Raw genomic sequence first — 13,828 nt, 5'->3', positions numbered from 1 at the left:
GATAGAGACATGGAACATCCTGCGCCGCCGGTAGCGGCATACGACGTCGAAGCGGTCAGGAAGGATTTCCCGATCCTTTCACGGACGGTCTATGGCAAGCCGCTCGTCTATCTGGACAACGGCGCGTCGGCGCAGAAGCCGCAACTCGTCATCGACGCCGTTGCCCATGCCTATTCCAACGAATACGCCAACGTCCATCGCGGCCTGCATTTCCTGTCGAATGCCGCGACGGAAGCCTACGAACAGGCGCGCGAAAAGGTTCGCCGTTTCCTGAATGCGCCGTCGGTCGACAACATCATCTTCACCAAGTCCTCGACGGAGGCGATCAACACGGTCGCCTACGGCTATGGAATGCCGCAGCTCGGCGAGGGGGATGAGATCGTCATCTCGATCATGGAGCATCACTCCAATATCGTTCCCTGGCACTTTATTCGCGAGCGGCAGGGCGCGAAGCTCGTCTGGGCGCCGATCGACGACGACGGCGCGTTCCACATCGAGGACTTCGTCAATTGCCTGACGGAGCGGACGAAGCTCATCGCCATCACGCACATGTCGAACGCGCTGGGCACCGTGGTCCCGGTCAAGGAGATCTGCCGCATTGCCCGCGAGCGCGGCATTCCGGTGCTTGTCGACGGCAGCCAGGGTGCGGTGCATATGCCCGTCGATGTCCAGGACATCGATTGCGACTGGTATGTGATGACCGGTCACAAGCTCTACGGTCCTTCCGGCATCGGCGTGCTCTATGGCAAGACCGAACGGTTGAAGGAAATGCGCCCCTTCATGGGTGGCGGCGAGATGATCGAGGAAGTGACGGAGGACCGCGTCACCTACAACGATCCGCCGCATCGCTTCGAGGCCGGTACGCCGCCGATCGTCCAGGCGATCGGGCTCGGCTATGCGCTCGATTACATGGAGAAGGTCGGCCGCGAGGCGATCAGGGCTCATGAGGCGAGCCTGACGGCCTATGCCCGCGAGCGCCTGTCCTCGATCAATTCGCTGAGGGTTTTCGGCGACGCACCCGGCAAGGGGAGTATCTTTTCCTTCGAGATCGCCGGCATCCATGCCCATGACGTGTCGATGGTCATCGACCGTGCCGGCATTGCCGTGCGGGCCGGAACGCATTGTGCGCAGCCGCTCTTGAAACGGTTCGGCGTCACCTCCACATGCCGGGCGTCCTTCGGTCTCTACAACACCACGGCCGAGGTCGATGCGCTGGCGGACGCGCTGGAACACGCACGCAAGTTTTTCGCTTAGGGAGACGGACATGGGTCTCGAGCAAACACAAGAAAAAGTCGACGTCCGCGAAGGCATCGTTCATTCGGCCATTCCGCCGGAGGAACTGGCGCGCCTCAGCGACGACATCATCGCGGCGCTCAAAACCGTCTATGACCCGGAAATACCGGCGGACATCTTCGAACTCGGCCTCATCTACAAGATCGACATCGAAGACGACCGTATGGTGAAGATCGACATGACGCTGACCGCGCCGGGCTGCCCCGTTGCCGGTGAGATGCCGGGCTGGGTCGAAAATGCCGTAGGCGCCGTCGAGGGCGTTTCGGGCGTCGAAGTGTCGATGACCTTCGATCCGCCGTGGACGCCTGACCGCATGTCGGAAGAGGCGCAGGTTGCGCTCGGCTGGTATTGAGCACCTGCCGATATTGATCCGTCGGCACGCGGGCATTACATTCAGTCTGGAAGCGCCGGGCCTTTAACCCGGCGATACGAAGGAGATGGAGCCTATGGGCTTTGCCGTTATGAGCCTGACCGATGCCGCCGCCAGCCGGGTCCGGTCGATCGTGGAAAATGCCGGAGGCGAGGCCAAAGGCATCCGCGTCAGCATCAAGAAGGGCGGTTGCGCCGGCATGGAATACGCCGTCGATCTCGTGAGCGAACCCAATTCGAAGGACGACCTGGTCGAGCACCAGGGGGCGAAGGTCTGGGTGGCCCCAGAGGCCGTGCTTTACCTTCTGGGCACGCAGATGGATTTCGAGACCACCACCCTGCGCTCGGGTTTCACCTTCAACAACCCTAATCAAACTTCTGCCTGCGGCTGCGGCGAGTCGGTGGAGCTGAAGCCGGCCGATCTCGCGGCACTTGCCGAGCGCGGCGACGCGGTGGTCCGCGCCAGCTGATTCCGTGGGCGTATCCGCCCCTCATCCAGCCTGCCGGCCCTTCTCCCCGTTTTGACGGGAAGAAGGGACTTAGTCCCGCCGTCATTCCGTCTTGATCTCTCCCATGCGGTTCCATGCATCGAGGCCCGCGATCTTGTAGGCTTCGGCCAGGGTAGGGTAGTTGAAGGTATTCTCGACGAAATATTCGACGGTGCCCTTCAGGTTGAGGACGGCTTGGCCGATATGGACGAGTTCGGTCGCACCTTCGCCGATGATGTGGACGCCGAGCAGCCGCCTCGTCCTGAGCGAGAAGATCATCTTCAAGAGTCCCGAATCCAGGCCCATGATGTGCCCGCGCGAAGTCTCGCGGAACCGGGCGATGCCGCATTCGTAGGGAATTCCGCGCTCTTTGACCTCTTCCTCGGATAGGCCGCAGGTGGATATTTCCGGCACGGCATAGATGCCGTAGGGGAAATACTTCTGCGGCTCCTTGGCGATTGCGCCGACCGCCACGCGGGCCGCGATGCGGCCCTGTTCCATCGAGGTCGAGGCGAGGCTCGGAAAGCCGACGACATCGCCGGCGGCGTAGATATTCGGAACGGTCGTCTGGAACGTTTCCGGATTGACCGTCAGCCGACCGCGGGCGTCGGCCTCGAGACCTGCCGCAGGAAGGTTGAGCGCATCCGTCGCGCCCATCCGGCCGGCGGCGAAAAGCACCATGTCCGTCGTGATCTTGCGGCCGTTGTCGAGGCTAAGCAACACCTTGCCGTTGTCGAGCCGCTCCACTTTCTGCGCCTTCTGGCCCAAGTTCAGTTTCATCGCGCGGTCGCGCAACTGATAGGTGAAGTCCTCGACAATCTCCCGGTCGATGAAATCGAGCATGGTGGCCTTCGGGTCGATGACCGTTACCTGGATGTCGAGGGCGCTGAAGATGGTGGCGTATTCGATGCCGATGACGCCGGCGCCGATCACCACAAGCGAGCGGGGCAGTTCACGGATGTCGAGCAATTCGTCACTGTCTACGACCGTCCTGCCGTCGAAAGGCATGTAGTCAGGCCGAAAGGGCTTCGTTCCCACGGCAAGCAGGATGCTGGTGCCGGAAACGAGCATGCTCTCGTCGTCATCCTTGGAGATCTCGAGCGTCGTCGGCCCGACGAAGCTCGCCCTGCCACGGATGTGCTGCACGCGGTTTCGCGCGAACTGGTGTTCGAGCACCTCCACCTCGTGGTTGAGCGTTATGATCAGACGACGGCGCAGATCTTCGGCGCTGATCTCCTGCTTGACCCGATAGGAGCGGCCGTAGAAGCCGCGCTCGCGCCAGCCGGTCAGGTTGAGCGCCGTTTCACGCAACGTTTTCGACGGAATGGTACCGGTGTGGACGGAAACGCCACCGACCCGTTTTCCCTGTTCGATGACGAGCACCTTCTTGCCAAGCTTCGCGGCCTGGATGGCGCCCCTGCGCCCGGCCGGACCACTGCCGACAACGATGAGATCGTACTGGTTCATGAACGCTTCCCCTGCTCGCGTGAGAATCGTTGTGCGATGCGGCATCTTTCGCGCAGGCACAGCTATATCGTCAATCGCACCGTTTGATGACGTGCAATGCCGCAGCGCCCTGTTCTGGATGCGTCTGCTGCATATTTTCCATCAGAACAATTGAAGCCCTTTGAGGCTGACGTGGCCGTCTTTGCCGATGATGACGTGATCGTGAAGCGCGATGCCGAGCGGCTTGGCGGCCTCGGCGATGAGCTTGGTCATGTCGATGTCGGCACGTGACGGCGTCGGGTCGCCGGAGGGATGGTTGTGCACTAAAATCAAGGCGGTAGCGGAAAGTTCTAAAGCGCGCCTGACCACCTCGCGGGGATATACGGGCGTGTGGTCGATCGTTCCTTGCTGCTGAACCTCGTCGGCGATCAGCGTGTTGCGCTTGTCGAGGAAAAGGATGCGGAACTGCTCCTTCGTCTCATGCGCCATCGCCGCGTGGCAATAGTCGATCACGGCGCTCCAGGAGGACAGAACCTGTTTGTTGCGCAATTCGCTCCTGAGCATGCGGTGGCTGGCGGTCGCGACGAGCTTGAGATCGAGCGCGACGGACTCTCCGACGCCTTTGACTTCCTGAAGGAGGTGCAAGGGAGCGCCGAAGACGGCTGCCAGCGTGCCGAAGCGGTCGAGCAGCGCCTTGGCGATCGGCTTGGTATCGCGGCGGGGTATGAGGCGGAAGAGGATGAGCTCGAGGAGTTCGTAATCCGCCAGCGCCGCATCCCCGTGTTCGCGGTAGCGGGCTCTCAGGCGGTCCCGATGGCCGTGATAGTGCGTATCGGTTGACGGCGCCGGTGCGGTTGCGTGGCTGTCGCGGGTCGGCTTCTGCGGGAAAAACCGGCGTTCGTCCGCGGCAAGGTCGTCGGGTTCGGCGGGCGGGGTCTTCGTCACGCGTCGCCCGCGACGTGAATGCCGGGCTTGAAGAGGCCGGCCGGTGAGAGCGTGAATATCTCGCAGCCGTCCGCCGTGACGCCCACCGTGTGTTCGTATTGGGCCGACAGGGATCGATCGCGCGTAACCGCCGTCCATCCGTCCGAGAGGACCTTCACATGCGGGCGGCCAAGATTGATCATCGGTTCGATCGTGAAGATCATGCCTTCCTTGAGCTCCGGCCCGTCATTGGCGCTGCCATAGTGAAGGATATTGGGCGCGTCGTGAAAGAGCCGGCCGACGCCGTGACCGCAGAAATCGCGAACCACCGAACAACGCTCGGCTTCCGCATAGGCCTGGATCGCCTCGCCGATTGCCCCCGTGCGCGCGCCCGGGCGGACCGCCGCTATGCCGCGCATCAGGCATTCATGCGTTACGTCCAGCAGGCGCTCGGCGGCACGCTTTATCTCTCCGACGGGATACATCCGGCTTGAATCGCCGTGCCACCCATCGACCACATAGGTCACGTCGATGTTGACGATGTCCCCTTCGCGCAGCGGCTTGTCGTTGGGGATGCCGTGACAGACCACGTGATTGATCGAGGTGCAGGAGGATTTCGTGTAGCCGCGATAGTTGAGGGTTGCGGGGAGCGCGCCGTGGTCCATGCCGAACTCGAAGACGAAGCGGTCGATCTCGTCCGTGGTCACGCCCGGGCTCACGCGCGCGACGAGCTCGTCGAGGCAGCGCGCGGTCACCTGACAGGCCTTGCGCATGCCTTCAAACCCCTCCGGCCCGTAGAGTCGAATGACACCGGTGTTCTTGTAGGGAGCCGCGTCGGCCTCGATGTAAGTTACCATTCCAGATTTCCGTTGTTTCAGGCGATTTTCATAAAACAGCAGGGACCGGTTCGTCCACTACGATCGGTCCTGCCGCCAGGATTTGCGCCGGCGATACCGCGCATTTGACCGCATAGGCCTCGACGCCGCGTGCGCTCGCCCTTTCGAACGCACGAGCATAGACCGGGTCGAGCTCACGGCATATGCGGAAGCGACTGCAATCGCCTCTCTGGATAAGATAGAGCATGATCGCGCGGTGTCCCGCCTCGACCATATCGCCCAGTTCCTCGAGATGTTTCGCACCGCGTTGGGTCGGGCTGTCCGGGAATTCGGCGAGACCGCGGACGCGGCTGAAATGGACGTTCTTCACCTCGACATAGGCGAGGCCCTTTTCCGCATCACTGAGCAGAATATCTATCCTGGAGTTGCGGCCGTATCTCTGCTCGCGCCGGAGCGTGCCGTAGGTGTGAAGATTGCCCACCTGTCCGGCCATGATCGCCTCTTCGGCGATCCGGTTCGGCAATCCGGTGTTGATGCCGACCAGCGTGCCGTCCGCCTCGACGATCTCCAGCATGTGGCGATACTTGCGCGTCGGACTGTCGTGTTCCGAGAGCCAGACCGGCGAGCCCGGTGTGGTCAGGCCATGCATCGAGCCGGTATTCGGGCATGAACCGGTGATTGCCGTTCCATCGGCCAGAATAGCGTCGAAGAGGAAGCGTTTGTAACGCTGCACAAGCGTCGCAGGGACGAGCGGGCGAGGGTAATTCAAGGGGATTGCACTCTCTGCGGTCAGGCGCGCACGCGCACGTAGGAGCCGGGCGCTTCCTCGATGGAATTGAGCGGACCTCCGGCCTTGCGCGCCGGGATCCTGCGTTTGTCGAGCCGTTCGACCCAGCCCTGCCAATGCGGCCACCACGACCCGGCCGTTTCCTTTGCCTTACCCATCCAGGTCTCGAAGTCGCCCTTCGGCGCGCCTCCCGTCCAGTATTGATACTTGCTTCGGGCGGGAGGGTTGACGACACCGGCGATGTGCCCGGAGCCGGAGAGCACGAAGGTCACCTTGCCGCCGAAGCTGCTGCTGCCGAGGAAAACCGACTTTGCCGGCGCGATGTGGTCCTCCTTCGTCGCGAGATTGTAGATCGGAATCTTTACGTCGCCGAGGGAGACGCGGCGGCCGGCAAGCACCATCTCGCCCTTGGAGAGCCTGTTCTCGAGATAGCAGTTGCGCAAATAGAAAGAGTGGTTGGCCGCGGGCATTCGCGTCGAATCGGAGTTCCAGTAAAGCAGGTCGAAGGGCAGGGGATCCTGGCCCTTGAGGTAATTGTTGACGAAATAGGGCCAGATCAGTTCCGAAGCCCGGAGCATGTTGAAGGCCGACGCCATCTTCGAGCCTTCGAGGTAGCCGGTGGCGCTCATATTGGCTTCGAGGTGGCGGATCTGGTCGTCGTCCACGAAGACCTTGAGATCGCCGGCGTAGGTGAAATCCACCTGCGTGGTGAAGAGCGTCGCGGAGCGAATGCGGTCGTCGCCTTCCGCGGCATGGAGCGCCAGGGTGGCGGCGAGCAGCGTCCCGCCGACGCAATAGCCGATAGAATTGACTTCGCGCTCGCCGGTTGCCTGCTCGATAATATCCAGCGCGAAACCGATCCCTTCGCGTGCATAGGCTTCCCAGTCCTTGGAGGCATGGCGTTCGTCCGGGTTTACCCAGGAGATGACGAAGACCGTGTGGCCCTGGTCGACCGCCCATTTGATGAAGGACTTCTCCGGGTTGAGGTCCAGCACGTAGAATTTGTTGATCCAGGGCGGGCAGATGAGCAACGGCCGCTTCAGCACGGTCTCGGTGCTCGCCTCGTATTGCAGCACCTGGCAGACATCGTTCTGCGCGATCACCTTGCCCGGAGTGATCGCGATGTTCTCTCCGATGGCGAACTTGCTGGTGTCCGTCTGGCGGAGCCGAAGCTCGCCGCGCCCGGCGGCTATGTCTTCCGCCAACATCTGCATGCCTTTCACGAGATTGGCGCCGCTCGAAGCCACCGTTTCGCGATAGAGCTGCGGGTTGGTCGTGATGAAGTTGGTCGGGGAAAGAGCGCTGGCAATCTGGCGAACGTAGAAGGCCGCCTTGTGGCGGGTATGATCGTCAAGGCCCTCGGCGTCCTTGACCATGCGCTCCGCCCAGTCGGAGGTGACGAAATAGGCCTGGCGGATGAAGTCGAAAAAGGGATTCTTCACCCAGTCTTCGTCGGCGAAGCGCTTGTCGTTGCGCTGAAGGTTGGTCGGGTCCTCCACGGCCTCGCCGGCCATGCGGTGGAGCGTCCGCGACCACATATCGAAGAAGCTGCCGAGAAGATGAGTCTGGGCTTCGAGTGTCCGCCGGGGGTCGGAGAGCCAGTATTCCGAGACCTTGGAAAGCGTCTTGACCATATCGGAGACGGGCTCGGCGAAACTATCGGTCTTCTCGCCCGCTTCGCGCGGGGCGAGCCATGCAGAAGCGGCTTTTCCGAGCTGCTCTGCCGCACGAGCCATGTTGATGGCCAGGCTTTCGGGATCCTTGACGATGTAGGGCTCGACAGATTTCGGGTCGAAGCCGGCAAAGCCCGTAGCGCCCTCAGCCTTCTCTGCTGTCACCCGGCGTCCTCCACAGCATCTTGTTTGTTTTGTATTTTTACATTCTGCCCGAAAATGATTACAAGGGCTACTGCATGTTCCCGTGATCGTAGCCGGTCGAAGGACAAAAACATGCAGCAGATCAAAGTGCTACAGCGACCTTTGTGCGTCCCGGGAGACGCGCGGCGCTGTAGCGCATCGTTGCGCCGCAGAAACAGAGGTCATCGCCAGCATGCTTGCCGTCGGAAAACAGCGTTCGCTTTCTTGGATGTCCGCACTGATTCTCGCAGGCGTGCTCGCGGGCTGCAATTCGACGGCGGACCTTGCCACCTATCCTTCGGTTTACGGTCAAAAGCCCGCCGCCATGCAGCAGATGACCAATGAGGAGGCGCTGAACATGCAGGGGCAGTTGACCGCACTTGCCGGGCAGCGCCGGTCCGGCGCGATCTCCGAAGCCGAGTACCGGCGTCGCCTGAAGGAATTGCAGCTTTTGGCCGAGCAGCACGGTGCCGACACGCTGAAACAGATCGAGAATTAGCGCTTGCCTTTCTCGTGTTTTGGCCGCAAAGCGTTGAATGGCCGCGATGGCGGCCGTTCACCCCGCGCATGTCGAGCGAAGAGCCCAAGGGCTGCAAAGACGCGCGCCAAATGAGGTCTGGAGATGGAAGAGTTTCATAAAGTCCGGCGTTTGCCGCCCTACGTTTTCGAACAGGTCAACCGTTTGAAAGCGAGCGCGCGAGCGGCCGGTGCTGACATCATCGACCTCGGCATGGGCAATCCGGATCTTCCGACCCCGCAGTCAATCGTGGACAAGCTGTGCGAAGTCGTCCAGGACCCGCGGACGCATCGTTATTCGTCATCGAAGGGCATTCCCGGGCTGCGCCGTGCGCAGGCCGCCTATTATGCGCGCCGCTTCGGCGTCAAGCTCAATCCCGAGACGCAGGTCGTCGCGACCCTCGGCTCCAAGGAAGGCTTCGCCAACATGGCGCAGGCCATCACCGCACCCGGCGACGTCGTCCTCTGCCCGAATCCGACCTATCCGATCCACGCCTTCGGGTTCCTGATGGCAGGCGGCGTCATCCGCTCGATTTCGGTCGAGCCGGACGAGAGCTTTTTCCCGCCGCTCGAGCGTGCGGTCCGGCACTCGATCCCGAAGCCGCTGGCGCTGATCCTCAACTACCCGTCCAATCCGACGGCGCAGGTCGCGACGCTCGATTTCTACAAGGATGTCATCGCGTTTGCGAAGAAGCACGACATCATCGTGTTGTCGGATCTCGCCTATTCGGAAATCTACTTCGACGACGCACCGCCGCCTTCGGTTCTGGAAGTGCCGGGTGCAACCGATGTGACCGTCGAATTCACCTCGATGTCGAAGACCTTCTCCATGCCCGGCTGGCGCATGGGCTTCGCCGTCGGCAACGAGCGACTGATCGCGGCGCTGACGCGCGTGAAGTCCTATCTGGACTATGGCGCATTCACCCCGATCCAGGTAGCTGCAACGCAGGCACTGAACGGTGACGGCAGCGATATCGCCGAGGTGCGCGCCATCTACAAGCGGCGCCGCGACGTCATGGTGGAAAGCTTCGGCAAGGCCGGTTTCGAGGTTCCGCCGCCGCCGGCGACGATGTTCGCCTGGGCGAAGATCCCCGAGAAGTTCCGCCATCTCGGCTCGCTCGAGTTCTCCAAGCTTCTCGTCGAGAAAGCGGATGTCGCCGTTGCTCCGGGTATCGGCTTCGGCGAGCAGGGCGACGACTATGTTCGTCTCGCTCTGGTGGAGAACGAACACCGGATCCGCCAGGCCGCGCGCAATATCAAGCGCTTCCTTTCTTCGGCGGACGAGACGATGCACAACGTCATCTCGCTCAACGCACATCGGTAAGGAGCCGGGCTGTGCCCGTTTCCGCACCCAAATTGCCCCGCCTGGTCTGGCGGGGCGCCTCTACGTGTTAGGAACTTGCTATGGCAGATGCCCTCAAAATCGGCATTGCGGGCTTGGGGACCGTCGGTGCCTCGCTCGTGCGGATTCTCCAGGATCGTCATGAGACGATGGCGACCACATGCGGCAGGGCGATCGAGATTACGGCCGTAGCGGCAAGAGACCGGGCGAAAGATCGGGGCGTGAAGCTTTCGGACATCGCCTGGTTCGACGACGCAGTTTCCCTGGCGTCTGAAGCAGGCATCGACGTCTTTGTCGAACTGATGGGCGGCGCCGGAGACCCGGCCTATTCTTGCGTGAAGGCGGCGCTCACGCGCGGCGTCCATGTGGTGACCGCCAATAAGGCGCTTCTGGCAGCACATGGTGTCGAACTGGCGGAAATTGCCGAGAAGCATGGCGCACTTCTGAATTACGAAGCTGCGGTCGCCGGCGGCATTCCTGTCATCAAGGCGCTTCGCGAGTCCATGACCGGCAACACGATCTCGCGCGTCTACGGCATCATGAACGGCACATGCAATTACATCCTGACGAAGATGGAGAGGGAGGGTCTCTCCTTCGAGGAATGCCTCAAGGAGGCTCAGCGGCTCGGCTATGCCGAGGCCGATCCGGCCTTCGACATCGAGGGCAACGACACGGCGCACAAACTCTCGATCCTGACGAGCCTTGCCTTCGGCACCGCGATTGCTGCCGACGACATCTATCTCGAGGGCATCACCAACATCTCGATCGAAGATATCCAGGCGGCTTCCGACCTCGGTTACCGCATCAAGCTTCTCGGAGTCGCCCAGCGGACCGATAGCGGCATAGAGCAGCGCGTCCATCCGACCATGGTACCTCACGACACCGTCATCGCGCAGGTCGACGGGGTGACCAATGCGGTTGCGATCGAATCCGACATTCTTGGCGAACTCCTGATGGTCGGCCCGGGCGCGGGCGGGGACGCGACCGCCTCGGCCGTGCTCGGCGATATCGCCGACATCGCCAAGAGCCGACCCGGCGCGCAGCACGTGCCGGCATTCGGCCGTCCGGCGAAGGCGCTGTTGCCCTATAAGCGCGCCCGGATGCAGAGCCATGAGGGCGGCTATTTCATCCGGTTGAAAGTGGTCGACCGCACGGGCGTCTTCGCCAATGTGGCGAAGCACATGGCGGAGAACGACATCTCGCTGGAATCGATTATGCAGCATTCCAAGCACTATGCCGACCCGGCCGAGCCGAAGACGATCATCCTCGTCACGCATGCGACATCAGAGGCTTCCGTGCGCAAGGCGATCGTCTCGATCAAGGGCGAGGGCTATCTCGTCGGCGAGCCGCAGGTTATCAGGATCGAGCGTCCGAAGGCCTGGTGACCGCGCGTCCTCATCAAATCTGTTGAGAAGCCGCTGCGACCGCCGACTTGCGGGCCGAACTGCACCCCCGCCGGTTTTTCAGTGCCGAAATCTTCGCTAAGAACGGAGGGACTTCGGGCGGGTAGACAGATGGACGTTTTGGCGGATCCGATCCAGCGGGCATTTCTCGGCGTTGAACGCTCGGTCAGCGGTCAGCGCTGGGTATCGCGCCTCGATCAGGCGGGCCAGAACCGTGCCCTGGCCATCAGTCAGATCCACGGCTATTCCGAACTCATCGCGCGCGTGCTTGCCGGGCGCGGCGTCGGACTGGACGACGCCTCGGCATTCCTCGAGCCGACGTTGCGCGCACTGATGCCTGACCCCGACACCCTGACCGACGGCCGCAAGGCGGCCGAGCGGCTCGCGGATGCCATTCGTCGCCGCGAGAAGGTGGTGATCTTCGGGGATTACGATGTCGATGGTGCGGCCTCGTCCGCGCTCATGGCGCGTTTCCTGCGGCATTTCGATATCACCGCCGAGATCTATATTCCCGACCGCATTTTCGAGGGCTACGGTCCGAACCCGCAGGCGATCGATCAATTGATCGATCGGGGCGCCGAACTGATCGTCACGGTCGACTGTGGTTCGACGAGCCATGAAGCCCTGGCGGTGGCGGCAGAGCGCAGGACCGATGTCGTGGTCATCGACCACCATCAGGTCGGCTCGGTGCTGCCGCCGTGTCACGCCCTGGTGAATCCCAACCGGGAGGACGACCTGTCGGGGCAGGGCCATCTCTGCGCTGCGGGCGTCGTCTATCTGGTACTGGTCAATACATTGCGCGTGCTCCGCCTCAGGGGCGACCCGCGCGCGGCATCCTTCGACCTCCTGTCGCTGCTCGACCTGGTGGCGCTTGCGACCGTCTGCGACGTGGTGCCGCTCAAAGGCCTGAACCGGGCCTATGTCGTCAAGGGCCTGCTTGCCGCGCGGCACATGGGCAATGCGGGTCTCGCCGCACTCTTGCGCAAGGCGGCGATCGGCGGACCCGTGACGCCCTATCATCTCGGCTTCCTGCTTGGCCCGCGGATCAATGCCGGCGGGCGAATCGGCGACGCTGCGCTCGGCAGTCGTCTGCTGACCCTCGACGATGCCGCGGCGGCGGAAATCATCGCCACCCAGCTCGATGAACTCAATCGCGATCGCCAGGCGATGGAGGCGGCGATGCTTGCGGAGGCGGAAGCCGAGGTACTGGCGGAATACGGAACGGGCGAGGGCGCGTCGGTGATCGTTACTGCCCGGCAGAACTGGCACCCTGGGATCGTCGGCCTCATCGCGGCACGCATCAAGGAGAAATTCCGCCGGCCGGCTTTTGCGATTGCGTTCGATCCGAACGGCCGCGGAACCGGATCCGGCCGTTCGATCAACGGTTTCGACATGGGGCGGCTCGTCCGTGCGGCCGTCGACAACGGCCTGCTGGTCAAAGGCGGGGGACATGCAATGGCCGCCGGGCTGACGGTCGAGCGCGGTAAGCTCGGCCAGCTTCGGCAATTCTTCGAAGAGCGCGCCGAAACTGCCGTTCGCGATCTCGTCGCCGTCCAAACGCTCAAGGTCGATGGCGCGCTGGCAGCGGCCGGGGCGACGCTCGACCTCGTCGATCTTCTCGACCAGGCGGGACCCTATGGCTCCGGCCATCCGCAGCCGCTCTTTGCCTTCCCGCAACATCGACTGCGCGATAGCCGTCAGGTCGGGGCCAACCACGTGAACGTGACGCTCGAGGGGCAGGACGGCAGCCGCATGGAAGGCATCGCCTTCCGCGCGACGGAGACGCCGCTCGGCGATTTCCTGCTCGGCAGCCGCGGCGCCACCGTTCATGTCGCGGGTTCCGTGTCAGCGGATCTGTGGCAGGGGACACGCAAGGTTCAACTGCGCGTGACGGACGCCGCGAAAGCAAATTAAACGCCGAGGCGGAGCGAACGGGTGTAGCCGACTCAGAGACTTACGGACTTTTCTTAAAGACTTTGAAGAGGAATGGCACGCCCAACGGGAATCGAACCCGTGTTTCCGCCGTGAAAGGGCGGCGTCCTAGACCGCTAGACGATGGGCGCCTGCTGCAGCGATTTTGTGCGTCTGAAAGGCGCACGCGCTGTAAGACAAGGCGGCTTATAGAGAGCGCTTCGGATTCTCGCAAGAGACCGCGGGCGGTAAATTTCGATTTTTCCTGGGAAAAGATCGGGAGCAGACGCAAGCGCTATTCGGAAGCGAAATGATGCGCGCGCAAGGTGAGGAAATGGTACGCCCAACGGGACTCGAACCCGTGTTACCGCCGTGAGAGGGCGGCGTCCTGACCGCTAGACGATGGGCGCCTGCTGGTGACGATCAGCACCATACTATGAAAAACATGAAATAGAAAAGAGGTGGAATGGCACGCCCAACGGGAATCGAACCCGTGTTTCCGCCGTGAAAGGGCGGCGTCCTAGACCGCTAGACGATGGGCGCCTGCTGCAGCAAGCCTGATGCCTCTGAAAAGACGCAAGCCGCTGTAAGACAAGGCGGCTTATAGAGAGGGCATCGGATTCATGCAAGTGATCAGAGGCGATTATTTTGCTTTTT

Annotated in this window: 12 protein-coding genes and 3 tRNA genes; 7 read left to right on the top strand and 8 right to left on the bottom strand. The window is 62.3% G+C overall.

All coding sequences use genetic code 11. The features are described from left to right. Positions 1 to 9: 9 nt before the first annotated feature. From AC5J09_RS21020 to sufA, 3 genes are all read left to right on the top strand, one after another. Positions 10 to 1,254 carry a cysteine desulfurase gene (locus AC5J09_RS21020; protein ID WP_494298407.1) on the top strand — a complete coding sequence of 415 codons (1,245 nt, stop codon included), beginning with the start codon at positions 10 to 12 and terminating at the stop codon, positions 1,252 to 1,254. A gap of 10 nt (positions 1,255 to 1,264) precedes the next feature. Beyond that, positions 1,265 to 1,645 carry an SUF system Fe-S cluster assembly protein gene (locus tag AC5J09_RS21015; protein ID WP_018095041.1) on the top strand — a complete coding sequence of 127 codons (381 nt, stop codon included), beginning with the start codon at positions 1,265 to 1,267 and terminating at the stop codon, positions 1,643 to 1,645. A 94-nt stretch (positions 1,646 to 1,739) separates the two neighbouring features. Then, positions 1,740 to 2,132, top strand: a complete 393-nt coding sequence (gene sufA, locus AC5J09_RS21010) for a Fe-S cluster assembly scaffold SufA (protein ID WP_018095040.1) — start codon at positions 1,740 to 1,742, stop codon at positions 2,130 to 2,132. Positions 2,133 to 2,213: 81 nt separating this feature from the next. On the opposite strand, the gene sthA is transcribed toward sufA, so the two are convergent. From sthA to phaC, 5 genes are all read right to left on the bottom strand, one after another. Beyond that, positions 2,214 to 3,617 carry a Si-specific NAD(P)(+) transhydrogenase gene (gene sthA, locus AC5J09_RS21005; protein ID WP_494298406.1) on the bottom strand — a complete coding sequence of 468 codons (1,404 nt, stop codon included), beginning with the start codon at positions 3,615 to 3,617 and terminating at the stop codon, positions 2,214 to 2,216. 141 nt (positions 3,618 to 3,758) lie between these two features. After that, the gene (gene radC / locus AC5J09_RS21000; RefSeq protein ID WP_494298405.1) at positions 3,759 to 4,541 is read right to left on the bottom strand and encodes a RadC family protein; all 783 of its coding nucleotides are present in this window, start codon (positions 4,539 to 4,541) and stop codon (positions 3,759 to 3,761) included. After that, on the bottom strand, positions 4,538 to 5,377 hold the full coding sequence (gene map, locus AC5J09_RS20995; protein ID WP_003537051.1) for a type I methionyl aminopeptidase: 840 nt from the start codon (positions 5,375 to 5,377) through the stop codon (positions 4,538 to 4,540). The genes radC and map overlap by 4 nt, the downstream gene beginning before the upstream one ends. Before the next feature lie 28 nt (positions 5,378 to 5,405). After that, a complete protein-coding gene (gene sfsA / locus AC5J09_RS20990; RefSeq protein WP_494298404.1) occupies positions 5,406 to 6,125 on the bottom strand; it encodes a DNA/RNA nuclease SfsA in 720 nt (239 codons plus the stop codon). Between the two features lie 20 nt (positions 6,126 to 6,145). After that, positions 6,146 to 7,981 carry a poly(3-hydroxyalkanoate) polymerase subunit PhaC gene (gene phaC, locus AC5J09_RS20985; protein ID WP_494298403.1) on the bottom strand — a complete coding sequence of 612 codons (1,836 nt, stop codon included), beginning with the start codon at positions 7,979 to 7,981 and terminating at the stop codon, positions 6,146 to 6,148. A gap of 211 nt (positions 7,982 to 8,192) precedes the next feature. Here phaC and AC5J09_RS20980 point away from each other — a divergent pair, with 211 nt between their 5' ends. From AC5J09_RS20980 to recJ, 4 genes are all read left to right on the top strand, one after another. Beyond that, the gene (locus AC5J09_RS20980) at positions 8,193 to 8,498 is read left to right on the top strand and encodes a hypothetical protein (protein ID WP_018095035.1); all 306 of its coding nucleotides are present in this window, start codon (positions 8,193 to 8,195) and stop codon (positions 8,496 to 8,498) included. Between the two features lie 123 nt (positions 8,499 to 8,621). Next, complete coding sequence (locus AC5J09_RS20975; RefSeq protein WP_010969423.1) at positions 8,622 to 9,839, top strand: LL-diaminopimelate aminotransferase; 1,218 nt, start codon at positions 8,622 to 8,624, stop codon at positions 9,837 to 9,839. A gap of 80 nt (positions 9,840 to 9,919) precedes the next feature. Further along, positions 9,920 to 11,242 (top strand): homoserine dehydrogenase, encoded by a 1,323-nt coding sequence (locus AC5J09_RS20970; protein ID WP_494298402.1) that lies wholly within the window; start codon positions 9,920 to 9,922, stop codon positions 11,240 to 11,242. Positions 11,243 to 11,371: 129 nt separating this feature from the next. Beyond that, entirely contained in the window at positions 11,372 to 13,174 is a 1,803-nt protein-coding gene (recJ, locus tag AC5J09_RS20965) for a single-stranded-DNA-specific exonuclease RecJ (protein ID WP_494298401.1), read from the top strand. 73 nt (positions 13,175 to 13,247) lie between these two features. Here the strand turns inward: recJ and AC5J09_RS20960 are convergent. The 3 genes from AC5J09_RS20960 to AC5J09_RS20950 form a co-directional block, all read right to left on the bottom strand. After that, positions 13,248 to 13,323, bottom strand: a tRNA-Glu gene (locus tag AC5J09_RS20960). Between the two features lie 183 nt (positions 13,324 to 13,506). After that, positions 13,507 to 13,581, bottom strand: a tRNA-Glu gene (locus tag AC5J09_RS20955). 57 nt (positions 13,582 to 13,638) lie between these two features. After that, positions 13,639 to 13,714 (bottom strand) — tRNA-Glu (locus tag AC5J09_RS20950). Positions 13,715 to 13,828: the final 114 nt, after the last annotated feature.

This window comes from Sinorhizobium sp. (assembly GCF_059070375.1).
Note: the sequence above shows the minus strand (reverse complement) of the source record. Positions and strands in the feature narration are given on the sequence as shown.

What these genes read in the sequence shown, in the direction of transcription:
- AC5J09_RS21020 (WP_494298407.1), top strand. Translation starts at nt 10, where the DNA reads ATGGAACATCCTGCGCCGCCGGTAGCGGCATACGACGTCGAAGCGGTC.
- AC5J09_RS21015 (WP_018095041.1), top strand. Translation starts at nt 1,265, where the DNA reads ATGGGTCTCGAGCAAACACAAGAAAAAGTCGACGTCCGCGAAGGCATC.
- sufA (WP_018095040.1), top strand. Translation starts at nt 1,740, where the DNA reads ATGGGCTTTGCCGTTATGAGCCTGACCGATGCCGCCGCCAGCCGGGTC.
- sthA (WP_494298406.1), bottom strand. Translation starts at nt 3,617, where the DNA reads ATGAACCAGTACGATCTCATCGTTGTCGGCAGTGGTCCGGCCGGGCGC.
- map (WP_003537051.1), bottom strand. Translation starts at nt 5,377, where the DNA reads ATGGTAACTTACATCGAGGCCGACGCGGCTCCCTACAAGAACACCGGT.
- AC5J09_RS20980 (WP_018095035.1), top strand. Translation starts at nt 8,193, where the DNA reads ATGCTTGCCGTCGGAAAACAGCGTTCGCTTTCTTGGATGTCCGCACTG.
- AC5J09_RS20975 (WP_010969423.1), top strand. Translation starts at nt 8,622, where the DNA reads ATGGAAGAGTTTCATAAAGTCCGGCGTTTGCCGCCCTACGTTTTCGAA.
- AC5J09_RS20970 (WP_494298402.1), top strand. Translation starts at nt 9,920, where the DNA reads ATGGCAGATGCCCTCAAAATCGGCATTGCGGGCTTGGGGACCGTCGGT.
- recJ (WP_494298401.1), top strand. Translation starts at nt 11,372, where the DNA reads ATGGACGTTTTGGCGGATCCGATCCAGCGGGCATTTCTCGGCGTTGAA.